The 22,369-nt window shown below is 65.7% G+C and carries 20 protein-coding genes, 1 tRNA gene and 1 pseudogene; 7 read left to right on the top strand and 15 right to left on the bottom strand.

What is annotated here, in order from left to right; genetic code table 11:
• Nucleotide 1: 1 nt before the first annotated feature.
• Entirely contained in the window at nucleotides 2-856 is an 855-nt protein-coding gene (gene rsmI, locus ACFRAQ_RS02155) for a 16S rRNA (cytidine(1402)-2'-O)-methyltransferase (protein WP_379092888.1), read from the bottom strand.
• 138 nt (nucleotides 857-994) lie between these two features.
• Here rsmI and ACFRAQ_RS02150 point away from each other — a divergent pair, with 138 nt between their 5' ends.
• On the top strand, nucleotides 995-2,602 hold the full coding sequence (locus ACFRAQ_RS02150; RefSeq protein ID WP_379092885.1) for a dolichyl-phosphate-mannose--protein mannosyltransferase: 1,608 nt from the start codon (nucleotides 995-997) through the stop codon (nucleotides 2,600-2,602).
• Nucleotides 2,603-2,631: 29 nt separating this feature from the next.
• On the opposite strand, the gene ACFRAQ_RS02145 is transcribed toward ACFRAQ_RS02150, so the two are convergent.
• Nucleotides 2,632-3,006 (bottom strand): GntR family transcriptional regulator, encoded by a 375-nt coding sequence (locus ACFRAQ_RS02145; protein ID WP_357280540.1) that lies wholly within the window; start codon nucleotides 3,004-3,006, stop codon nucleotides 2,632-2,634.
• A 7-nt stretch (nucleotides 3,007-3,013) separates the two neighbouring features.
• Nucleotides 3,014-4,240, bottom strand: a complete 1,227-nt coding sequence (arcA, locus tag ACFRAQ_RS02140) for an arginine deiminase (protein WP_379092882.1) — start codon at nucleotides 4,238-4,240, stop codon at nucleotides 3,014-3,016.
• Between the two features lie 126 nt (nucleotides 4,241-4,366).
• Here arcA and soxR point away from each other — a divergent pair, with 126 nt between their 5' ends.
• On the top strand, nucleotides 4,367-4,876 hold the full coding sequence (soxR, locus tag ACFRAQ_RS02135) for a redox-sensitive transcriptional activator SoxR (protein ID WP_379092879.1): 510 nt from the start codon (nucleotides 4,367-4,369) through the stop codon (nucleotides 4,874-4,876).
• A gap of 57 nt (nucleotides 4,877-4,933) precedes the next feature.
• Here the strand turns inward: soxR and ACFRAQ_RS02130 are convergent, their stop codons facing one another.
• From ACFRAQ_RS02130 to ACFRAQ_RS02100, 7 genes are all read right to left on the bottom strand, one after another.
• Nucleotides 4,934-5,833, bottom strand: a complete 900-nt coding sequence (locus ACFRAQ_RS02130) for an SDR family oxidoreductase (protein WP_379092876.1) — start codon at nucleotides 5,831-5,833, stop codon at nucleotides 4,934-4,936.
• Nucleotides 5,834-5,962: 129 nt separating this feature from the next.
• The gene (locus tag ACFRAQ_RS02125; RefSeq protein ID WP_379095736.1) at nucleotides 5,963-7,786 is read right to left on the bottom strand and encodes a putative bifunctional diguanylate cyclase/phosphodiesterase; all 1,824 of its coding nucleotides are present in this window, start codon (nucleotides 7,784-7,786) and stop codon (nucleotides 5,963-5,965) included.
• A 64-nt stretch (nucleotides 7,787-7,850) separates the two neighbouring features.
• Complete coding sequence (locus ACFRAQ_RS02120) at nucleotides 7,851-9,998, bottom strand: Rv1355c family protein (protein ID WP_379092873.1); 2,148 nt, start codon at nucleotides 9,996-9,998, stop codon at nucleotides 7,851-7,853.
• A gap of 2 nt (nucleotides 9,999-10,000) precedes the next feature.
• A complete protein-coding gene (locus ACFRAQ_RS02115; protein WP_379092870.1) occupies nucleotides 10,001-10,750 on the bottom strand; it encodes a hypothetical protein in 750 nt (249 codons plus the stop codon).
• 249 nt (nucleotides 10,751-10,999) lie between these two features.
• Nucleotides 11,000-11,434 (bottom strand): effector binding domain-containing protein, encoded by a 435-nt coding sequence (locus ACFRAQ_RS02110; protein ID WP_357280559.1) that lies wholly within the window; start codon nucleotides 11,432-11,434, stop codon nucleotides 11,000-11,002.
• The gene (locus ACFRAQ_RS02105; protein ID WP_213559389.1) at nucleotides 11,431-11,874 is read right to left on the bottom strand and encodes a GyrI-like domain-containing protein; all 444 of its coding nucleotides are present in this window, start codon (nucleotides 11,872-11,874) and stop codon (nucleotides 11,431-11,433) included. The genes ACFRAQ_RS02110 and ACFRAQ_RS02105 overlap by 4 nt, the downstream gene beginning before the upstream one ends.
• Nucleotides 11,875-11,979: 105 nt before the next feature.
• Entirely contained in the window at nucleotides 11,980-12,654 is a 675-nt protein-coding gene (locus tag ACFRAQ_RS02100) for a trimeric intracellular cation channel family protein (protein ID WP_379092865.1), read from the bottom strand.
• Nucleotides 12,655-12,773: 119 nt separating this feature from the next.
• On the opposite strand from ACFRAQ_RS02100, the gene ACFRAQ_RS02095 reads away from it, so the two are divergent.
• The 4 genes from ACFRAQ_RS02095 to ACFRAQ_RS02080 all read left to right on the top strand — a co-directional run bounded on the left by ACFRAQ_RS02095 (nucleotide 12,774) and on the right by ACFRAQ_RS02080 (nucleotide 14,997).
• Entirely contained in the window at nucleotides 12,774-13,502 is a 729-nt protein-coding gene (locus ACFRAQ_RS02095) for a uracil-DNA glycosylase (protein ID WP_379092862.1), read from the top strand.
• A gap of 179 nt (nucleotides 13,503-13,681) precedes the next feature.
• A complete protein-coding gene (locus ACFRAQ_RS02090; RefSeq protein ID WP_379095733.1) occupies nucleotides 13,682-14,242 on the top strand; it encodes a TetR/AcrR family transcriptional regulator in 561 nt (186 codons plus the stop codon).
• A 58-nt stretch (nucleotides 14,243-14,300) separates the two neighbouring features.
• A complete protein-coding gene (locus tag ACFRAQ_RS02085; protein ID WP_379092859.1) occupies nucleotides 14,301-14,540 on the top strand; it encodes a hypothetical protein in 240 nt (79 codons plus the stop codon).
• A 384-nt stretch (nucleotides 14,541-14,924) separates the two neighbouring features.
• Nucleotides 14,925-14,997: transfer RNA gene (locus ACFRAQ_RS02080), tRNA-Ala, on the top strand.
• 1,146 nt (nucleotides 14,998-16,143) lie between these two features.
• On the opposite strand, the gene ACFRAQ_RS02075 is transcribed toward ACFRAQ_RS02080, so the two are convergent.
• The 3 genes from ACFRAQ_RS02075 to ACFRAQ_RS02065 are packed head-to-tail and all read right to left on the bottom strand — an operon-like array spanning nucleotide 16,144 to nucleotide 17,820.
• The gene (locus tag ACFRAQ_RS02075) at nucleotides 16,144-16,980 is read right to left on the bottom strand and encodes a helix-turn-helix domain-containing protein (RefSeq protein ID WP_379092856.1); all 837 of its coding nucleotides are present in this window, start codon (nucleotides 16,978-16,980) and stop codon (nucleotides 16,144-16,146) included.
• The gene (locus ACFRAQ_RS02070; RefSeq protein ID WP_379092853.1) at nucleotides 16,977-17,507 is read right to left on the bottom strand and encodes a DUF6879 family protein; all 531 of its coding nucleotides are present in this window, start codon (nucleotides 17,505-17,507) and stop codon (nucleotides 16,977-16,979) included. Before ACFRAQ_RS02070 ends, ACFRAQ_RS02075 begins: the two co-directional genes overlap by 4 nt.
• The gene (locus tag ACFRAQ_RS02065; RefSeq protein ID WP_379092850.1) at nucleotides 17,488-17,820 is read right to left on the bottom strand and encodes a hypothetical protein; all 333 of its coding nucleotides are present in this window, start codon (nucleotides 17,818-17,820) and stop codon (nucleotides 17,488-17,490) included. The genes ACFRAQ_RS02070 and ACFRAQ_RS02065 overlap by 20 nt, the downstream gene beginning before the upstream one ends.
• A gap of 217 nt (nucleotides 17,821-18,037) precedes the next feature.
• Between ACFRAQ_RS02065 and ACFRAQ_RS02060 the strand changes: the two genes are divergently transcribed.
• Nucleotides 18,038-18,571 (top strand): hypothetical protein, encoded by a 534-nt coding sequence (locus ACFRAQ_RS02060; RefSeq protein ID WP_379092847.1) that lies wholly within the window; start codon nucleotides 18,038-18,040, stop codon nucleotides 18,569-18,571.
• Between the two features lie 670 nt (nucleotides 18,572-19,241).
• Here the strand turns inward: ACFRAQ_RS02060 and ACFRAQ_RS02055 are convergent.
• Nucleotides 19,242-20,591 (bottom strand): hypothetical protein, encoded by a 1,350-nt coding sequence (locus tag ACFRAQ_RS02055; protein ID WP_379092844.1) that lies wholly within the window; start codon nucleotides 20,589-20,591, stop codon nucleotides 19,242-19,244.
• Between the two features lie 599 nt (nucleotides 20,592-21,190).
• A pseudogene (locus tag ACFRAQ_RS02050) lies at nucleotides 21,191-21,922 on the bottom strand (tyrosine-type recombinase/integrase); the annotation flags it as partial.
• Nucleotides 21,923-22,369: the final 447 nt, after the last annotated feature.

Raw genomic sequence — 22,369 nt, 5'->3', positions numbered from 1 at the left:
GCTATTCGGCGGAACGAGACGCCAGCACCGCGTCGTACAGCTCGCGACGCGACGCCCCGGTGGCGGCGGACACCTCCGCGCACGCGTCCTTCAACCGCAGCCCCGACTCGATCAGGGCTTCGACCTGGCCGACCAGATCGGCGGGCTCGGCCGAAACGGGCTGCGCGCCTTCGAGAACCACGGTGATCTCACCGCGCGCCCCCTCGACGGCCCAGGCGGCCAGCTCCGCCAGCGTGCCGCGCACGACCTCCTCGTAGGTCTTGGTGAGCTCCCGGCAGACCGCGGCGCGGCGGGTCGGGCCGAGCACCTCGACCGCGTCGGCCAGGCAGTCGGCGAGCCGGTGCGGGGCCTCGAAGAACACCACCGCGCGGGCTTCCGAGGTCAGCGTGCGCAGCCACTCCTTGCGCTGCCCGGACTTGCGGGGCGGGAACCCGTCGAAACAGAAGCGTTCGACGGGCAGGCCGGACAGGGCCAGCGCGGTGGTGACCGCGGACGGCCCGGGCAGGCAGGTGATCGGCAGGCCGTGCTCCACGCACGCCGCCACCATCCGATAACCGGGATCGCTCACCGACGGCATGCCCGCGTCGGTGACCAGCAGCACCGTCTTCCCGGACTCGATCTCCTCGAGCAGCATCGGGATGCGCGCGGTCTCCACGTGGTCGTAGAAGCTCACCACCCGGCCGGAGATCTCCAGCTCGAGCGCCTTCGCCAGCGACCGCGTCCGCCGGGTGTCCTCGGCCGCCACGATGTCGGCGGTGGCGAGCGCGTCCCGCAATCGCCGCGAGGCGTCACCGATATCGCCCATCGGCGTCGCCGCCAGGACCAGCCGGCCCGGCGCACCGGACCCGGCGCTCATCTGTTCCGCTGTTCCACTCCGAGACACCCGCCGAACCTACCGGCGCGGGCGCGCGAACCTCGGCCGGGGGCCGCCACCGGAGTGGCGGCGGCTCACCGGAAGGCGACTCGAGGGGCGCGACCGCTTACGATCGACGGCGTGACCCAGGTAACCGACGTGCGACCGTCAGCGGTTCAGGCGGAGACGGCGGCGCTGTCGAGTCCCGCTCCGCTGGCGCCCTCACCCGATTTCGGGCCCACGGACTGGGCGCGGGGCTGGGTGGTCACGCTGTTCCTCACCGCGATCGCGGGCATCACCCGGTTCCTGCTGCTGAACTATCCGACCGACCTGCACACGCCGGTCTTCGACGAGAAGCACTACGCGCCGCAAGGCTGGCAGGTGCTCACCAACGGCGGCGTCGAGGACAACCCGGCCTACGGGCTGGTGGTGCACCCGCCGGTCGGCAAGCAGATGATCGCGCTCGGCGAGGCCATCTTCGGATACGGGCCGTGGGGCTGGCGGTTCACGGCCGCCGTCTCCGGAACGCTGCTGGTGCTGCTGGTGATCCGCATCGTGCGGCGGATGACCCGATCCACCCTGATCGGCGCGTTCGCGGGCATCCTGCTGATCTGCGACGGACTCACCTTCGTGTCCTCGCGCATCGGCATGCTCGACATCTTCCAGGCGCTGTTCGTCACCGCGGCCTTCGGCTGCCTGGTGGTGGACCGCGACGACATCCGCGCCCGCATCGCGCTGGTCGCCGCCGAGGGACGCATCGACGACACCGAATACGGGCCGCGGTTCGGCGTGCGCTGGTGGCGGTTCGGCGCGGGCCTCATGCTCGGACTGGCCTGCGGCACCAAATGGTCCGGCGCGTACTGGATCGTCGGGTTCGCGGCGCTGTCACTGGCGTTCGACCTGGCCGCGCGACGCGGGTATCGGGTGAAGAAGCCGTGGGAGGGCGTCGCCCGGCGCGACCTCGGGCCCACCGTCTACGCGCTGATGGTCGTACCGGTGTTCGTCTACCTCATGTCCTTCTGGGGCTGGTTCGCCAGCGAGACCAGCTACGACCGGTACGCGGTCGGGTCGAAGGTCGGTCGCGGCGGGGACTTCTCGTGGGTGCCCGGCGCGTTGCGCGGACTCTGGTACTACGGCGGCGAGGTCCTCAACTTCCACAAGGAACTCACCAACTCCGCGGGCAATCACCATCCGTGGGAATCCAAGCCGTGGACCTGGCCCATGGGACTGCGGCCGATGCTCTACTACTACGCCGACACTAATGTCAGCGGGTGCGGGCAGGCCGCCTGCGTCAAGGCGGTCATGGCGATCGGCACGCCCGCGCTGTGGTGGGTGGTCTTCCCCATGCTCGGGTGGGCGCTGTGGCGCAGCATCGTGCGGCGCGACTGGCGCTACGCCGCCGTCCTGGTCGGGTACGGGGCGGGAATCCTGCCCTGGTTCCTGGACCTGGACCGGCAGATGTACTTCTTCTACGCGGTGCCGCTGGCCCCGTTCCTCGCCATGGGCGTGGCGCTGGCGCTCGGCGACATCCTCGGCCACGCGCCGCCCAGCGGACGGCGGCTCTCGGGCGCGCCGGGCTGGCAGATGTTCACCCCGCCCAGTGAACGACAGGGGCTGGGGCTGCTGCTGGTGTGCCTGTACCTGGCGCTGGTCATCGCCAATTTCATCTGGCTGTGGCCGATCCTGACCGGTATGCCGATCACACCCGGCAACTGGCACGACCACCTGTGGCTGCCCAGCTGGAGGTAGGACCGACGCTCGGCGTCGACCGCCGGAAACTATGGCGCCGTGTCGTTTTCGCCGAGGGCGGCGTGCAGATAGCGCTCCGCGGCATCGTCGTCCAGACCTAGTCGCCTGATCACCGCCACGTACTCGGTGGCCGCGCGGCCCGCCAGGTCGCGGGTCGGGTCGCCCGAGGACGCGATGAAAGAGCCCAGCCGCCCGCGGGTTTCGAGCATGCCGTCCTGCTCCAGCTCGCGGTAGGCGCGCGCCACCGTATTGGGGGCCAGTTTCAGCGTCGCCGCCAGCGCCCGGACCGTGGGGATCTTGGTGCCCGCGGCGAGCTCACCGGAGCGCACCCGGGCGATGATGCCCTGGCGCAGTTGCTCATACGGCGGGACCGTCGAGTGGTGGTCGACCGGGATGTCCAGCATGGCTTCATCACACCTCGTCACGCGACAACGGGCAGGACAGGCAGCGCGGACCGCCACGGCCGGAACCCAGCTCGGAGCCGGGGATGCGCAGCACCTCGATTCCGGCGTCTTCGAGCCGCGCGTTCGTGTTCTCGTTGCGTTCGTAGGCCACCACCACGCCGGGGGCCAGGGCGAGGGTGTTGTTGCCGTCGTCCCACTGCTCCCGTTCGGCGGTGACGCCGTCCAGGCCGGTGTCGACCACCCGCAGCTTGCCGATGCCCATGGCCTCGGCCGCCACCCGCAGGAAGGGGTCGGGACCGGAGATGCTCACGCCACCCTCCTCCTTACGAATGGTGAAGGCGCACAATTCGTCCTGGATCGCCGGATACATGACCACGGCGTCGACGTCGACCATGGTGCAGACCGTGTCGAGATGCATGGTCGCACGGGTCTGGGCGATCGGCACGACGAGCACGGTGTGGGCCAGGTCATCCTCGAAGAGACTGCGCGCCAACGCTTCCGCCCCCGCGGCGGTGGTGCGCTCACCCACCCCGACCGCGACCACGCCCGGGGACAGCAGCAGCACGTCGCCGCCCTCGATGGGGGCGGTGTGCGATTCGTAGGCCCGGCGCACACCCAGGAAGCGGGGGTGGAAGGCGTAAATCAGGTCGGTGAGCGAGGTTTCGCGGGCCCGCGCGGGCAGCGCCAGCGAGGTGATCGCCACGCGCGGGCCGACCCAGAACGACGAGTCCCGGGTGAACAGCAGGTTCGGCAGCGGATCGATGACGAAATCGTGGCCGTGATGCATGCGGCGCACCAGCGAGGTGGCGTCCTGACCGAACGGCAGCTCATCGAATGTCATGCCGGACATCAGGATCTGCGCCAGCTCCGGGGCGGGCACCCGGCGCAGGTGGGAGGCCAGCTCGTCGGCCAGCACGTGACCGAGCCGGCGGGCGTCCACGGCCCCGGAAATACCCTGGATCCGGGCGGCGCCGCTGCCCTGGATGGTCTCGGTGAGCACATCGGCCAGCAGCAGCACCTCGACCCCGCGGCCGCGCAGCACGTCGGCGAAGATGTCGTGCTCCTGCTGGGCGCGCTCCACCCACGGAATGGCGTCGAACAACAGCTGATCGTTGTTGCGCGGGGTGAGCCTGCGCAGCTCGTCGCCCGGGCGGTGCAACAGCACCGTGCGCAGTGCGCCGACCTCCGAGGTCACGGAAAACGGTCGCGCCGTGGGTGCGGCCTTTGTTCCCATGACACGACGGTAGTTGCCCGCGGCACGGATGGCATGCAATTCGCACCCGGGAAAACCTCGAGTCGCCCCGGTGAATCCTCCGGTCGCCGGGTCGCCGCGGCCGGAAACCTGGAGTAATGTTCAGGAATGCAGACCGCGTCGTGGCAGGCGAAGGAGCTGACCCCCGGTCAGCTCGCCCAGCGAGCCGGAGTATCGGTGTCCGCCTTGCACTTCTACGAACGAGAAGGGCTGATCAGCGCCCGCCGGACCAGCGGCAACCAACGCCGCTACTCCCGCGAGACCCTGCGCCGGGTCGCCTTCATCCGCATCTCCCAGCGGGTCGGCATACCGCTCGCCGAGATCCGCCGCGCCCTCGACAACCTCCCCGACGGGCGCAACCCCAGCCGTCGCGACTGGGAGACCCTGTCCACCACCTGGCGCGCCGATCTCGACGACCGCATCGAACAGCTGGTGCGGCTGCGCGACAACCTCACCGGATGCATCGGCTGCGGGTGCCTGTCGCTGGGCGTGTGCAAGATCTTCAACGCCCACGACCACCTGGGCGACGAGGGACCGGGAGCGCGGGTGCTCGACACGCACGCGGCCGAGAACTGCACCAAGCCGGGCGTCTGCGAGCCGACCGCCGATCAGATCTGACCCGGTCGGCCGATCCGCCGCACCGGGTCCGGCCTACCGCCAGGCCCGACCCGCCGGTCAATCCGCCGTGTTCGCACCCGTCACTTCGTCCTGCCGCCCGGACTTCGACTCCGGCCTGGGCAGGAAGGTGGTGAACAGGTCGTTGGCGCGACGCATGGCGAACTCGTACGGCCAGGCGAACTTGCGGGCCCACCAGTAGCCGAATCGGATGTCGAACTGGGTGTGGATCAGGTAGGTGCCCTTCTCCACGCCGCGCAGGATCGTCTCGGCCACCTCGTCCGGCGACTTGGCGTGGCGGCGGAAGCGCTTGATCCAGGCCTGGATTCGCGGGTCGTCACGGTCGACGCCGACGATGTCCACGGTCTGCACCAGCGGAGTGTCGACCGCGCCCGGCACCACCAGGTGGACAGTGATGTCGTGGCGGGCCAGATCGAAGCGCAGCACCTCCGAGACACCGCGCAGACCGAACTTGCTGGCGCTGTACGCGGCGTGCCAGGGCAGCGCGAGCAGACCGGCCGCGGAGGACACGTTGACCAGCGCCCCGCCCCGCCCGGCCTCGACCATGGGCGGCACGAAGTTCTCGATCACGTGGATGGGACCCATGAGGTTCACATCCACCATGCGCTTCCAGTGCTTGTGCTCGAGGTTCTCGACGGTGCCCCAGGTGGAGACGCCCGCGATGTTCATCACCACGTCGAGCGAGCCGACCTGCCCGTGCACCTTCTCCGCGAACGCGGTGACGGCCTCGTAGTCGCTGATGTCGAGGGCGGTGGCCACTTCCACGGCGCCGCCGCCGGAACGGATGGATGCGACGGTGGCGTCCAGCCCCTCGGCGTTCACGTCGGTGAGCACCAGCCGGGCGCCCTTGCGGGCCGCCGCCAGCGCCGTGGCCCGGCCGATGCCGCTCGCCGCGCCGGTAATCAAAGTCTTCTTGCCGCTCAGGCCACGATCACGCACGCCGATCCATCCCTTACTTCGACAGCCCTGTCAGAACCGCACGCTACATCACGAACAATAGTGTTCGCGAGTCGGACGAGTACCGGTTTCGCCCCGATTTCCCGGGGGTTCGAATTATTTCCGGGCAGGTCAGGACGGTCCCGGCAGGACCGACCGGCTGGTACCGGGCAGATCCAGATCCAGCGCGATCCGGCCCGCCGCCAGATGCTCCTCGACCTCCTCGGCCGGCATCGGCCGCGCGATCAGGAAGCCCTGCGCCCGATAACAGCCCAGCGCCACCAGCGTGCGCGCCGCCACCGTGGTCTCCACCCCCTCGCCGACCACGCCGAGACCGAACGAACCAGCCAGCCCCACAATCGATTTCACGATCGCCAGATCATCCGCGCTGGCGCCCAGCCGCTGCACGAACCCGCGGTCGATCTTCACCGCGTCCACCGGCAGCGCCTTCAGATGCGACAGCGACGAATACCCCGTCCCGAAGTCGTCGATCGCGATCTGCACGCCCATCCGCTTGAGCCCGCGCAACGTCACCTGCGTGCGCGCGAGATCCTGCACCACAACATGTTCGGTGATCTCCAGGCACACCGACGACCCGTCGATCCCGTACCGGCGCAGAATCCCCTCCATGGTCTCCACGAAGTCCAGCGAAACCAGCTGCACCGGAGACACATTGATCCGGATCACCACATTCGACGCCAGCCCCCGCCGCCGCCACAACGCGAACTGCTCACTGGCCGTGCGGATCACCCACCGCCCCAGCTCCCCCGCCAGATTCGTGGCCTCCGCCACCCCCACGAACGCCCCCGGCGGCAACAACCCCCGCGTCGGATGCTGCCACCGCACCAACGCCTCCAACGCGACAACCCGCCCCGTCCGCAAATCCACCTCGGGCTGATAGTGCAGCACCAGCGACCCGTCCGACACCGCGCTCCGCAAATTCAGCTCGACATCGTCCTGCAACTCGAACTGCGCCCGCATGGCATCGGTGAAAACAGCCACCCCATTGCCGCCACTGGACTTCGCCGACAACAGGGCATGATCGGCCCGCCGCAGCACATCGGCGACCGTGGTCGCCCCCGGAATCCCCAGCGCCACACCCACACTCGCCCCGCGACTGACGGTCTCCTCCCCCACCGTCACCCGCCGCCCGATCAACTGCTGAATCCGCGTCGCCTCCGCCCCGGCCGACTCCGCGTCCATCGGCTTCGCGGGCACGATCACGAACTCGTCGCCGCCCAGACGGGCGATCATGTCGGAAGGATCCAGGTTCTCGCGTAACCGGGTCGAGAGCGAGCGGATGAAATTGTCACCCGCGGTGTGCCCCAGGAAGTCGTTGAGCGCCTTGAGCCGATCCAGATCGAGGAAGAAGGTCGCCACCGGCCCGGCATTACCGGGCCGCAGCCGATCCTCCATGTGCTCCAGCAGCGCGCGCCGGTTCACCAGCCCGGTCAGATCGTCGTGCATGGCGATATATCTGAGCCGCTCCTCGGCCACCACGCGCGCCTGCAACTGAGCGAACAGGGCGGCGATCGCCTTGAGAACATTGAGCTCGCGAGTACTCCACTCGCGGTCGCCCTCTTTGATGAAACCGAGCAATCCGGTCGCTTTGCCACGGGAAACCAGGGGCACCGCGGCGGCAGACACGGCTTCGATTCCGGCGGCTTGGTGAATCAGTCGCTGATAGTCGGCGAATTCGGGGATGGGCCTGATGATGATCGGTTCGACGGTCTCGCCGAACCGTGTCAACGCCTCGGTCGGATCCTCGAGGTCGGCCACCTGCAAGGGATCGATATCCGCGGGCATCGTTCGATGCGGCCACTCCGCGATCAGGACCGAAGCCGCGCGGGTCTCATCCGTGAAACGCAGGAAGCTGAAATCGACATCGAAGTGCTCCACCAGCCAGGCCAGCACACGCTCACTCGCGGCCGCCATCGTGGACGCATCGACCGCCATCAACTCCGAGGCGACCTGGGTCACCAATGAGTCGAGAGTTCGCCGAGGCACCTTGTCTCCGATCTCACTCGCCGCGCATGCCGAGACTCGGTATCGGACGTCGCCCGCTGCGAACAGCAGGTTCCGACGCGTAGCCGAGACGCAGCACCAGCGCCATCGTTTCGTGCCCAGGCACTTCCAACAGCTCCAGGAAGCTGCCCTGAAGTGACGTTAGTGTATCGGCGAACTCCGGGGAAACCGCGTGTAGTTCCCCGGGGCGTCGGGCATAAAGGAATACCGGCGAAACCGGCTGAACCGCGAGTCCGGATCGTTCGGCGGCAATCCATACCCGCTGCATCGCCTCGCCAGCCTGGGCATATGCGACGAGCTCGGATCGCCCGTCCAATTCCGGGCGCGGGAAGGTCAGCGCGGCGACGGCCGAACTGGATCGCAGCTTCGTCAGTGTGTCCTCCACCAGGGCAGCACCGCCCGACCAGGAGCGCAGATGGGCCATCACATCGGGGCGAATGGCGATCTCGAGCTTGGCCAAACCGTCCGGCCGAAGGCCCAGGGTGCGCAGATCCATCCCGGTTCGCAGATCGTCGCCAGGCCATCGCAGCTCGGATGTCATCTCGGCATGCATGTCCCGGGTCAGGTAGCGCGTCCGCTCGGATTCGGCCAGGATGCGCGCCGCGGAGTCGATACCGCGGCGGTCGGTGACCATGCGCAACGTCGCGCCCGCCCGGTTCGCGACGGCCCGGAGTCCGTCCAAGACCTCGACCGGGATCGGCGCGCCGGTCCCCTCGCCACGATTGGTGTGCCGATCGAGCAGCCCCCGATAGTGCTGGGACAACTCCGGGTCAGCACCCGAGCCCAACCGCATCACGGCGGTGAGCGGTCCCGCTGCGCCGGTCCGCAGTTCGCTCTCACCGAGCATCCCCTGCGCGGCAGCGGCAGCACGCGCGTTGAACAGCGCGGCTCCGACCGCGAGCGCACTGCCCCGACCGCCGATATCCATCATCGAGGAGCGCTCGGGCGCGAGGGCGATGGTCACCTCGGCCGTGTCGGCGCGAAGCGTCCACGGCTGGACATTGCCACCCGAGGGCGCCCGCTGCGCGCATTCGAGCACGGCCTCGATGCCGGACCGCGGTCCCGGCTCGTCCGGTCCGTCCGGCCACACCAGTTCGTCCCGGAACTCGGGCTCGACGATCTCGTCGAGACTCTTCTCGATGTCGACGCGCGTGCGCCCGGACCTCAGCTTCTGCCCCAGTCCGATCCGGCGCACCGCCGCGGCCACATTCGAGCCGCCGAGCTGCACGTCGGAGGCCAATTGCGGCCAACTGTTGAGAGTCTCGCCGATCTCCACCATGCTCGCCGCGAGCGTGGCCGACAGATTGCGGCCGTCCAGAACGCGGACCATGAGCGGGGTCTTGTCGCGGGTGGACAGTCCGCGCAGTTCGGCGGCCGTGACGCCGCCCAACAAGCCGTGGAACGGCTCCCGCTCCGGTTCCAGGTCGAAACGCTCCACATCGAGCAGCCCGCGATCGCTGGAATGCATCACCAGCGGGAGCCTCAGGCGGCGGGCGCCCTCGCGCACCGCGAGCTTCATGTCGAACGAATCGCATTCCTCCACAACGATGTCCAGACCGGCGAGAAAGGCTTCGATGTTCTCCTCGTCGACCCCGGTCGGGAAGACCTCCACGGGCAGGTAGGGATCCAGCTCGGCGAGCCGGCGGGCGGCGACCACGGCCTTGTTGGCTCCGAGGTCGAACAGGGTGCCCGGGAGCCGGTTCAAGTTGGAGAGCTCGACGGCGTCGAAGTCCGCCAGCCGCAGCAGTCCGCACGTGCCTTCCATGGCGAGTACGTGGGCCACGGCGTGACCGACGCTCTGCCCGACCACACCGATGGCCTGGGTGCCGAGGATCTCCTGTTCCGCGCGAGTCAGGTTGTTGCGATTCCGGTCGAGCCGGACGGTGCGAAGCAGTTCCGGACCGGGCAGCGCGATGACAGCACGGCGCCAGGGGTAATACGCCCACCGCTCCAAATCCGGTGAATCGGATATTTCCGGCGGCGCAACCAGACTCGCGAACTCGGCACGCAGACCGGCTCGCAAGTCCCGAACCTCGATCGTCGAATCCGACAACAACTCGGCAAGCCGGGTGGCCTGCTCCGGATCGGATTCATCGAGCAGTATCGGGCGATAATGCTCGTCCGATCCGCCGTTTTCGATCATGATTACGCCAGCCCTTGGGCCGGCGCCCAGTCAATGCGCGGCAACAGACCATTCTCCCGCAATTGGGACAATTCGATCTCGATCATTCGCGCTTGCGATTCGGTCGCCACGGAAGCATATGTATCCATATCCCACCAGATCGCGAAGGTCCGATAACGATCATCCGGATACGATGACGGCGGAATCCACCACGCCACATTCGCCCCGCTGCTGCGATAGAGATTCAACGCGTGCTCCGGAGAATGCGAACCGATGTAGCGGACGCCGAGTAGCAGCGCGGCATGAACGCAGGCCCGCGACATCCAATCGGCCAGCGCGTGGCGGTGTTCGGAATCACGGTCCACCCAGCCGGCCTTGCACTCGATCACACCGCGCGGGATCTGTTCGGCGATCAGGTGCCGGAAAGCCGAGTCACCTTCCAGCCCTTCCCAGCTCGCGACAGCACGCATCTCGTCGACCTGCTTGTGCGGGCCCTCCGCCCGCACTCCCGCGACCACCCGGCCCTCGGGATCGAGCGCCACGAGGAACAGCGATGTGCTGACGCCGTCGATCACCTTGTCGTACTCGAGTGCTTCCTCGGAGCCGAACCGCCGATAGGCCGCGAGCGCGCCGTCCATGTTTCGGCGCCACAGATCCGGGTCGGCCTCCGGAGGGCCGACCAAGATCGTGAATCCCGTTCGCGACTCCTGAAATCGAAGCATGCCGTGACCAGGACTTCCCTCCGGTACGCGCTCGATCGGTTCGACTGCCATACAGTTCCACTCCACTAAAAACGACCCGCGCGACTGCTGCGCCTTCGCCCGATACGGTCGTGCATCCACGACCGACGGACGAAGGCGCCTAGGGGAGTATCCGCCAGGGGGCAGAAATTGTCCAGGCGTCCGGCAAATCTTCCGAAACCCGAATGGTCGTAAAGAAATCCCGCCAGGTCAAACCATTGCTATCAGTCATGAAAACCTTCGACAAGACCGGTTGGTTCTCAATCAGTTAACAACCGGCTATCAGACCAGGATGGAGATGAACAGCTCCAGTTCGGACGGGCCGTGCCAGATCTCGATCTCCTCGCGGTAGGCGCGGGTGATCTCGGCGGAGGCGGTGGCGTCGTCGACCTGGGCCCAGACGTCCTCGACGGGGTCGTGGTAGTCGCCGTTGGGGCTGAAGCGGGCGTAGACGCCCTTGGGGACGCGGATGAGGATGTCGCCGGTGGGGGCTTCGTCGGGGCCGGGGTATTCGTAGGAGACCAGGACGTTGTAGTTGCCGGCGGGGTCGGGGACGTAGACCGTGGCCAGGGGGCGCTGGGTGGCGCCGCGGTCGCGGAGGCGGTCGCGCAGGAACTCGATGAGCTCACTGTTGGAGACCTTGAAGCTGGGGCGCACCCGGGGAACCACCAGGCCGCCGTAGACGCCGCCGGGGCGGACCACGATCGAATAGGTCATGACGGCTCGACCGCCAGGTACAGATCGATCTTGTACGCGTGCGGGTAGGTCTCGAAATCACCGGTGTGAATGCGCTTGATCTGGTTGTGCTCCTCGGCGTAGGCGATCTGCGTCCACAGGTCGGTCATCACCTGCGGGAAATTGCCGATCGAGGAGAAGCGGGCGTACGTGCCGCGCGGGAGCCGGGCCACCAGATGGCCGCGGGTCACCTCGTCGAGGGAGGAGCACTGGTAGCCGACGATCTGGGTGTTGTAGGTGCCCAACTCGGCCGCGTAGTCGGTGTAGGCGGAGGCGAGGGGGCCGCCCAGGTCCTGGTGCAGGACCGCGGCCCAGGCCACCTCGAGGTCGTGATCGCGCAGTTCACCGAGGGCGCGTTTGGGACTGCGCACCGGTAAACCGGCAACCCAGGTCTCGTCCCGCTCGACGATCTCGAACTGCATGGGAAGGAACTCTCTCGAGGTGTGATTCACAGCCGGTCGGCCAAGCCTTCGCCATGCTATCAATCGCCGGGAACCGTGCTGGGCGACACGACAGAGGCGCTCGTCTCACCGGGCGGCGGGGTCGTCCTCGCGGCGGCGGTGCGGGCGGGCCATGGGTGCGTGCCAGTGCCGATACAGCGCGAGCAGGCGCAGGGAGACCGCGCCCGCACCAGCCAAAGCGCCTGTCCAGTAGGTGTATTGGCCGTAGTGCAGCAGGGTCGCGGTCACCGCGGATCCGAGCAGCGCCGGGACCGCGTAGAGCTCTCCGTCACTCAGGACGCTCGGTGTGACACCGGCCAGCACGTCGCGGATCACACCGCCGCCGACCGCGGTCACCAGACCGAGCGCGGCGGCCGAGGTCGCCGACATGCCGTGCTGGAACGCGGTGACCGTGCCGGTCACACAGAAGATGCCGAGACCGATCGCGTCCGCGACATTGAGCGGGGTGCGAGTCAGGCGGACCGGCGGGTGCCAGAAAAAGATCAGCACCGCGGCCAGCAGTGCCGTCGCCGCGTAGGAGAGGTCGACGAAGGCGCGTGGCGGGGTGCGGCCGATCACCAGATCGCGGATCACACCGCCACCGGTCGCGGTCGCCACCGACAGGGCCGCGATGCCGACCACGTCGAAGCGGCGGCGCACCGCGAGCAGCGCACCCGACACTCCGAATGCGAACACTCCCATCAGGTTTCCCGCGCTCTGCGCGGCGTCGGCGGCGGTGCCGAGTTCGACGAGATCACTCATTGCACGCCCGGTTCCCTTCCTGGGGTCGCTAACTCTCCGCTAACGGCGCTCAGTATGCCCGGTCCGCCGTGCCGACGCCCAGCCGCACGGTACGGGCCGAAATGTGATTGAGTCGCCTGGTGTGCCGCACAATTGCCCAGCTCGATGCGGAACTGACCGCCTGTCGCGCCTGCCCGCGACTGGTGGCGTGGCGCGAACAGGTCGCCCACGAGAAACGGGCCGCGTTCAGTGACGAGAATTACTGGGGCAAGCCGGTTCCCGGGCTCGGTCCGGCCGATGCCCGGCTGCTGCTGGTGGGGCTGGCGCCCGCGGCGCACGGCGGCAATCGCACCGGTCGCATGTTCACCGGTGACCGCAGCGGCGACGTGCTCATCGCCGCCATGCACGCGGTCGGCCTGGCCAATCAGCCGACCAGCGTCTCCGCGGACGACGGTCTGCGTTTGCTGGGAACTCGCGTGACCGCGCCGGTGCACTGCGCGCCGCCCGACAACAAGCCGACACCCCTGGAACGCGACACCTGCCGCCACTGGCTCACCACCGAATTGACGCTGCTGGCGCCGACCTTGCGCGCGATCGTGGTGCTCGGCGGCTGGGGTTGGCAGGCCCTGCTCCCCGCCCTATCCGAATCCGGCTGGGCGGTACCCAAACCCAAGCCCCGTTTCGGCCACGGCGCGCACATCGAACTGAACGGCGCCACCCCCGCCCGATCCCCGATCCACCTGTTCGGCGCCTACCACCCATCCCAGCAAAACACCTTCACCGGCCGCCTCACCCCCGAAATGCTGCAGCAGGTCCTCCGCGACGCCGCCCACGCCGCCGGCCTCCCCCAACCGCCGAGTGGCACATGATGGAGGGGTTTTGTCCGAAACTCCCGCCAGGGTGTGCCACTCGGCGAACCGGGCGGGGTGGGCGGACCGGCTAGGATACGGTCGTGAGCAGGGCCGATGACGAATCCGGGCAGGGCGGCGCGACCGTCCGGGGTGGCGGGAACGGCGTCCGGCCGCGGCGGGCCGAGACCCGGCAGCGGCTGCTGGACGCGGCGTTCGAGGCGTTCGCCGAGGAGGGTTTCGGCCGGTGCTCGGTCGAGCAGGTGTGTGAGCGGGCCGGGTTCACGCGGGGCGCGTTCTACTCGAACTTCACCTCGCTGGAGGAGCTGTTCCTCGCCATGTGGGAGCAGCGGTCGGCGCTGATGCTGGCCGAGGCGGCGGCGGTGCTGGACGCGCCCGGCTCGGTGGCGAACGATCCCCGGCGCGCGGTGGAACAGGTCCTCACCGCGGTTCCGGTGGACGACAAGTGGTTTCGGATCACCTCGGAGTTCACCGCGCACGCCCTCCGCAATCCCGATCTGCGGCAGGTGATGGTGGCGCGTGAGGAGGCGATCGCGGCGGCGCTCACCCCGGTGGTGGTGGCGCTCATGCGGCGCAATGCCCGGCGAGTGCCCGATCCGGCCGCGTTGGGCCGGGCACTGGTGGCCGTACACGACGGCACCCTGGCCCAATGCCTGCTGGAACCGGACAACCCCGCGGTCCGCGAGTACCGGATCGACCTGTTCCTGCGAGTCCTCGACTCCTACAGCGAACCGGCCTGACCGTTCGGACCTGTGCGGCCCACGACGCGCGCACGTTCTCCCGGAATTCGGGCAGATCGTGAGCGATGGCGTGCACTATGTCGAACGCCCGATCGGACTTCTCCCCGAAGCGAAGTTCGACAACGAGCCGATCGCCCAACGCCTCCCCGCCGCATTCCCGTACGCGTCGAACGAATTCCGCTCCGACGCCCGCCCCGAGCACATTACCAATGCTCATATCAACATGAATCAACACCGGCCCGGATTCGAATTTCCGTTCGCCGGACAGGAATTCATCCCACAAACCCAGCAACCGTAGCCCGCCCACCCCCGGCAGCAACGGAATCACCTGCGCCCGAACCACGTCCACCCCCGCCGCGAATTCCACCGCATACCCATTCCATCACCCCAGTCCCCCCAGCCCGCCACCAGAAACCCGCACACCCCCGCCAAGCTCTCCACCACCACCCAAAATCGTCTCCACCCGCCCAGCCCCACACCCAACACCTCCCCGCCCCCCAAACTGCGCCCGCCCGGCCCCTGCAACATCCCCCGCGCAGCCCCTTCCACCGCTCTTCCCCAGCCGGGAACACCCGCCCACCTCCCCATCACCACCCCAAGAAACCCCTCCCAACCAGCCGATTCGCCGACTCCCCACCCCACCTGCTAATGTTCTCCGAGCGCGGATCGGAAGATCCGACGCGGGGCTATAGCGCAGTTGGTAGCGCGTCTCGTTCGCATCGAGAAGGTCAGGGGTTCGATTCCCCTTAGCTCCACAGTTACCGCAGGTGAAGGCCGGTTCCTCGCAGAGGGCCGGCCTCTTGCTTTTCCTGATCTTCCAACTAATCCCTGCCGCCATGGCGGAACAGCCCTGCCCGCTGACTGCACGGTCCAGCGCATCGGCGGCGGCCTGGTGCGCCCGCCCGCGAGCCATGTAGTGCCGCTGGGTCATGGCCGGATCAACGTGCATGAGCACGTCCGCTGTCACCCGCGCCGACAACCCGGCGTCATCCAGAATCGTGGCCACCGCACCCTGGAAGCTGTGCGCCGTCACGTCCTCCGGGATGCCGAGGGCAACACGTACCCGCTGCCGCTCGTGGCCGACATTCTGCGTCGCGCAAGGTCCACACGGTGGACGGGAACACCAGATCCACGACCTTCGTCTTCGGATCGGGAGGCGACCCAGTCTCCGGGCCGCCAGTGTGCCACCTTCCGCCGGTTCAACATCTCCACCGCGAAACTCTGGCAGTGCGATGACACCCCGGCGGGTTCTTCGGATCGTCGTCCTTCTCGACCCGAACCAGCCCTCTCCCTTGGCCCGAACGACCTTGCCGCTCATCTGAAGAGTCCGAGCCTTCGATCGATGTCGGACCAGAGCAAGCCGAGAGTCTGACTGCGCCGCAGCCCAGTTGCCGTGAGGAGGTTCACCCAGTCGGCCAGGTCGGTGCTCTCGCAGTAGTCCGGGACCGTAGGCGGCGTGTACGACTTCACCGGCGTATTGCGGTTCCGTTCTGCGCGAGACAGCTTGCGAGGGCAGGGAGCCGGTGAGGTTCGCACCGCGGCCAGCATGAATCGCACTCCTCCACCGTGATATCTCGCGCACCACCGGTCCGGCCCTTAGCCTCCACATTCTTGGCCAGCTGGGATTCACGAACCGGATTGACGCTCAGCGCATCCTTACGCACCGCGTACCGGAACATCCCAGACAACACGTTGCGCCCCGTCCGCATGGACGACGGACCTTGGCCACTCCGAGCTCTTTCAGGAACACCTCCACGGACGAGGTGGTGACCTCCAATAGCCGGCGTTCACCGAATGCGGTGGACGACCGAATCTCCACCGCTGCACCAGAAATCACCACGCACAGCGGGGCTCCGTTGACACGGAACCTGCCCAAAACGACCTAGGATGGGCACCCGCAGCTAGCTCCGCCTCTCGAGCTCACTCATGATCAGCTGGCGCGCTGGCTCACCGTAGGCGGCTTGGTCGGCCAGCTGGGCGAACAGCTTGCCGTACAGCGCGATCTCGCGTGGCTGGTTGATCGACAGCTCAGCGCTCACCGTCTCCACCAAAACCAGCCGGTTGTCATACATCACGAAGCCGTTGATAGCCGGACCGTCAAGAGCGAACCGCGCCGGCACGATCCCAATGACAAGGCGCGGCAGGGACATCACGGCGAGCAGGTGTTCCAACTGCCCAACCATCACCGAACCGTCTCCGACCGTGGTCTGTAGAGCCTGTTCAGCGATCACAAACGAGAATCTCCGATTGCCCTGGTGCAGGATCTGCTGACGCTCGACCCGCGCCGAAACACCCTCGTCCAGATCATTGGGGATTCCATAGAACTTGATCATTCTGCGGAGCACCGCCTCAACGTATCCCGGGGTTTGCAGTAGTCCGGGAATCAGTATTGGCTCATACCAGCGCAATTGGCCCGCGGCCTGCGCGACTCGATCCAGCCTTCGCTGGTGCCGACGCGTGCCGATGCCCAGCGCCCGCCTCCACTCCATGTAGGCAGCTTCGATATTCCGCAGCGTTGCAATCAAATCCGGCAACTGGTCGCCGCTGCCCGTGTGCTCGCACCAAGCTCGGAGATCATCCTCTGTGGGCGTCTGCCTGCCGTACTCGAGCTTGCTGATCTTCGATTCGGGCCAGTTCGCCGTCTTGGCCAGCGCCCGGCCAGTCAGACCGGCATCACGACGAAGCTCTCGGAGCCGTATTCCGAGAGCTTGCCGTTGTTCGTGAACAGCGCTGGTCACCGTGTCTGGAGGGTTACGTACTCGGCATACGGCACAGCCGCCGACCATACGTAGTCTCGGACCTCCTGGCAGTAGGCAACAATCCGCGGATCATGGGTGACGGCAGCGCCGGCGAATCGTCCATCTTCTTCGAACGTCGTATAGACCACGGTCTCATCGTCCAGCAGCCACCAGTCGTCGGTGGTCAATCGGCCCGAGTCGGCCAGCTGCCTCGGCAGGTATCGAACCTGTTCCCCTGCATCCACGTTCTTCGCGGTGATCTCCAGCATCCACCGTTGATAGTCGGTGAGAGGTACCGTGACAACCCGCACCCGGCGCATCACAGCGCCCCGAGCTGTGAAGTCCCGCACCAGACTCAGCCAACCTTGAAACCAGGCATAGTCGTCCGCCGGGCCTCCGGCCAACCAATTTCGGTACGGCTCGTCCCCACCAGGAGACTCGTAGTCGTCCTTCAATTCCAGGTGGAACGCCTCGCGCTGGCTGCTTCGGATCAGGTCATCGAGGGCCTCACCCTGCAACAGCTTCACCGTAGAACGTCCTCTCCATCTTCGGCACTTCCACGGCCGTCTCGTTGGGCGCGATCTCCATCTGCGCCAACAGATCCGGGTCCGTAACTGGCTCACCACTCACCAGGAACGTGCCTCGACCCGTGTCCTGAAGAGGCGAGCCGATGAATGTTCCGGGATCGGCGTAACCCAGCAGCACATGAGGGATTTCGACCGTGCCAGGGCTATCGGTGCGCCATCCCTGCGTGACGAAACCGTCCTCGGTCTCGTACAGCGACGGACAGGTGTTGCCGGGTGAACCGTTCTTTCCCAGAAACCGCAACCGCTTGCTCATGATCAGTCCTCCCGCTTGGTCGCGTGGCGGATGTCGTCACGCCCAACCAATCGTCCCGCTCAGCACCCGATTCCGGGCCGGAACCTCGTTTGTCTAGAAAACTCGAGAAAACTCCTGGAGTGGCCTCTACCCGCAGACCTAGCGTCAGATCAGGCGTTCGGGGTCGGTGCAGTCGTCTCGGTCCCGGAGCGCCTCACCAGCAACGACAGGGGCAGTCGTGATCGACGAATCAGATGAAGCAGTGACCACCTCGCGTACACGCCTGTTCCCGTTCCCCGGGGGCGTGCTCGAGCTCCAGAGCACTGGGGCCGAAGCAGACGACTGCTCAGGGTTCTATCTCGAAATACACGGACACATCGCACTCGATGGACATGAGGACAGAGGGGCTGTAATGCGTTACAAGCCAACATGTTTGGGATACATCCGAACCGACGTGTCCGGGCTGGCGCAGCTCTGGGACCAGAGCCAAATCCGCAAGCTCGCAACACGCCTGGGCTACGACTTCACCGACATGGTGATCTACGACCCCAGGTTCGGACGGCCCCCACTGGCTCGCCTGAAGGCCCAAGCAACCCGCCTGGACGCCGAAGCGGTCATCGTCCCCAGCCCCGAGCACTTCGAGGGCAGCGAGATCCCGGGCACGCTGGTGCAGCAACTCGATGTGATCACGGTAAACCCGGAAGAGACCTACGCCCGCCGGACAATGCCACCCCTTCGCGACCTACCACCCGCCAAGGCAGACGGCGCCTAGACCACTCCGAGTGCTCGGGAACCGAAAGGTGTGGTGTATCGACCGATTCAGGACAACCCGATAACGCTGTTCCACAACGCATTTCGGAATTGACCCTCGGCCACCGCAACCGCGCCGAGGGTTTCGACCACACGGGGAGTGGCCCCAGTCCACCGGAGACGGACTGGGGCCACTCCCTACACACGCTTCGGTTGCCTGCCACCACTGACACCTGCACACGGGGCGTGCCTGCCGGAAGGCGTGACGTGAGGTGGGGGCTCCCTGATGCGTCTCGCGAATCCAGGTGTGCCGCAATCTCGACACCCGTGCTGCGGGAGAAGTGAGCGGAACCCCCGAAGAGTGGAGGCAGGAAAGGAGAAGAAGGAAGATCGGGAACCCCCGACGAGAACTTGGCGAATTTTCCTCTACAGAATCAAGAGCGGCGCGCATGCGCACGCCGCCCGGTGCGCCGGCCCTCCCGCTCCGCTCCCGGGCAGGCACCCCGGGCACAGAACCAGGGTGGGGAGGGCCGAACCAAACCGCCCGCTCACCGACTTCCCGACGCAAGCCCAGTCTGAATCGGTGTGTCGCCGTCATAGGACTGCCGCGCGCCTTCGGCGCTTTCCTCCGAATAGGCACATCGACAATCAGGAGGTCATCAAACAATCACAGCAGGAGGCTAAAACGGATGTCATTTCGGACTGCTCAATGAGACAAGCTGCGTAATCCCGCGGCCTATATTGTGATTTCTATGGCTGGCAAATATCGCCCGAGCCGGTAAACTATTACCAGCAACCCTGTTCAGCAGCGCAGCCTCAAGCAACAGCGCCCCCGATTCTCCCAAGTAATAGATATTGTCTACATCATACTGAAAGTTTGGGGCGTGCTTAAGGCTGTTATAGACATCCCAAAACAACTCGGACCAAACGGTGGGATCACCGACGAAATCAGCAAAAGGTCTACCCACCTTACGTGCGAGCGCATTTGGAAGCTTCTCGGTTTTTCCACCACTCTTTACAAGCTTTGCCCATTTGAGCTTATTGTTCGCTTTTGTCCAATACTCAATTCCAAGCGCAACTTCCATAAGTCTCATCTCAACGCCAGACCGACCGTACCTGTATGTATTTACCAGTGGGCCCGTGGCCCTAGGATGATCTCTGTCCAGCCTGATCCATGCGCGAATCCCCTTCATCCCGCCTATGTGCGACAAATTGAAGGCGGGGAATTCGTCCATGCTGACAGGCGGTGCACTACCCGCGGGAAGCCGCATGAGTCTGTCGGACCAGAACTCCGGTGCACCACTCGGCCGATAGCCGGGGTTTAAGTCCAGCGTTGCTGTTCCGCCGTTCGCCACCACGTGCCCTTTATGCGCTAGATTGATCAGGTCCTGCACCGCAACAAGTGGCCCGATCAAGTCTTGCCAACTCCTTGGCCGGTTAACCTCGGTGCTGATCACGAGCGGGGCTGCGACAATTCTGTTATCACTAGGCCCGCTTACGGACCATGATGTCGAAAGTGATAATGTCAGACCCTTACCAAGATTGCCGACAATAGGTTCCGTCGAATCTACGCTGCCCGACCAAGATTTCAGCCTTTGATCATCGCCTCTTGTAACCTCCTCCTTAATATGGTTCAGACCTGACCATTTCGTCAAATTGGGCATTCGAACACTTAGAGACCGAAAATTATCAGTCTTCAGTTCATCGAGACTAACACCAACGATACTCGACCTAGTCTTAAATGTTCTCGTTGAAGCCCGCGTAGCTCCTATGATGTTGCTCTCGCTCATTCCGGCGAAATCGAAGAACAGTGATCCACGAACGTTTGTCATACCGACAATTGAATTTGGATAGTCCCGATCTCGGCTATCCCAATCTATTGCCGACTTTGCATGACTTGTAACGACAACAATGTGGAAGTATCCGTCCTCTTGAAGCTGGACATAACCTGGCAGCGAGGTTTCAAGGTCCAATTCTTTGGGCACTTGATCCCAGAAGTACCCCGCGGTCCCGCTCATCGTTTCCTGCATATGCTCCGTCACGTCTGAAATCGTAGCCGTAGACACGCAGGTACCCCTCAAGGAAACTCCTATCCGCTAGTGACAAATACGGCCACAATCCCGCTTCCCCACTACAGAACCACCAACATCCCGCACCCGGCCTGTAGAGAAACGCCCACACCCTGCCCGTGGTGGCACAACGGTTCAGGGCAGCCGCTTTAGGAGTACATAGCGAAAGACGTGGCGCGGACAACTGGTGGACTCCACGCGTCGCAGCCCCAAGCCTGGCTCGGCGTCGGCAGTACGCCCTCCGCCCGATAGCCAGGTGATCACTACCCAGAAACCCCGCCCGGCGTGTCTGCATGACAACACGCCGGGCGGGGTCTTACAGAGCGTCCAACTAAGTCCCAATAAAGTAAATGACCGCCTTAGCCGTTCGAATCTGTGTTCGGTCGCCAAGATCGTCAAGAGTTGACGTAACACCTGATCAGCACAGCTTTCAAGGGTGTCGTCGACAGTCGGCCGTTGGGTGCGGTAGTCACTCTCGGCGGTACCGAAAAGGTTCGATTCCCCTTAGCTCCACAACACGAAGAACCGCCCGTAACCTCGGCAGAGGCTGCGGGCGGTTTTGGTTTTCGGATCTATTCGGAATCTTGGTTGTCGGTGCCCGTCCGCAGTTCGTCCGCAGCGGCGACGAGTGTGGACCTAGCGGCAGCGTCGAGGGCCTCGGCTACGGATTCGAGATCGTCGGGAAACAGGTCGGCGTAGGCGTCCAGGGTCATGGCGGCAGACTTATGGCCAAGCATGGTCTGGACGGCCTTCACGTTCGCACCCGCGCTGATCGCCAGCGACACCGCGGTGTGCCGGAGATCGTGCGGGGCGAACTACGGAAACGATCGTGACTCCTCGGCACCGGCTCCGCAGTCTCCTTGGGCACCAAGGGAGACGACGGCGGACACGCTCCTGTCTCCTGTGCCGGCTGCCTGTCGTTCGGGGTTGCGCAGGCGGGAGACCGCCGGACGGAAGACGCGCTTCCGGTAAGTCGATACCCGCAACACCGCACCCTGAGGAGAGGTGAAGACCAGGGCATTGCGACCTTTCCCGCGCATTTGCGCGTCGAGTTCGTCGGCGAGAAACTTCGGGAACGGTACCGAGCGGCGAGCATGAGTCTTGGTCGTGGACCACACTGTCTTCCCCTTCACCTCGGCGACGGCCTCGCGGACGTTCACCCGCCGGCGGAGCATGTCGAAGTCGGATACCTTCAGCGCGGCCATCTCTCCCCACCGCAATCCGGTGCGGGCCAGAAACCGCATAACCGTGGGCATCTCGGTCACCTCTCGCGCTAGCAGCTCGACCTGAACGTGCGTGAGGTATCTGGCGCACCAGATACCGCAGATCTGGAGTCCGATAGTTGGGTCGCACGCAGACTGACCCGTTCCGACGCATCCCTTTGCAGGTATTGCTGGATCCCCACATAAGCAGTGCGTGGGTCTATCTCCATCGGATGCATCCAGTGTCGGCAATCAACGCACCGATCGAAGCCCCGCGGTCGATCCGCAGTCACAGGGACGCCTCCGCTGATTGCCGCGCCACACATCGTCAGACCATCGGAATCCTGGTGCCGTCGATGGCCGCGCCCGCCTAGTCTGGCTGGCTGGATTCAAGTAGTTCACTACTCGCGCCAACTCGCGACCACGATGCAACAGTCATCACGTGACTTCTCGCGGGCATCCGACGGTCCTGCGACATGGCAGACCGACCAAGAGGTCAACGTGATCGGGCGCCTGTGGGGCCCTGGGCGCCAATGACGTAACAATCTC

This window comes from Nocardia sp. NPDC056611, from assembly GCF_042792755.1.
Lineage (GTDB): Bacteria > Actinomycetota > Actinomycetes > Mycobacteriales > Mycobacteriaceae > Nocardia.
Note: the sequence above shows the minus strand (reverse complement) of the source record. Positions and strands in the feature narration are given on the sequence as shown.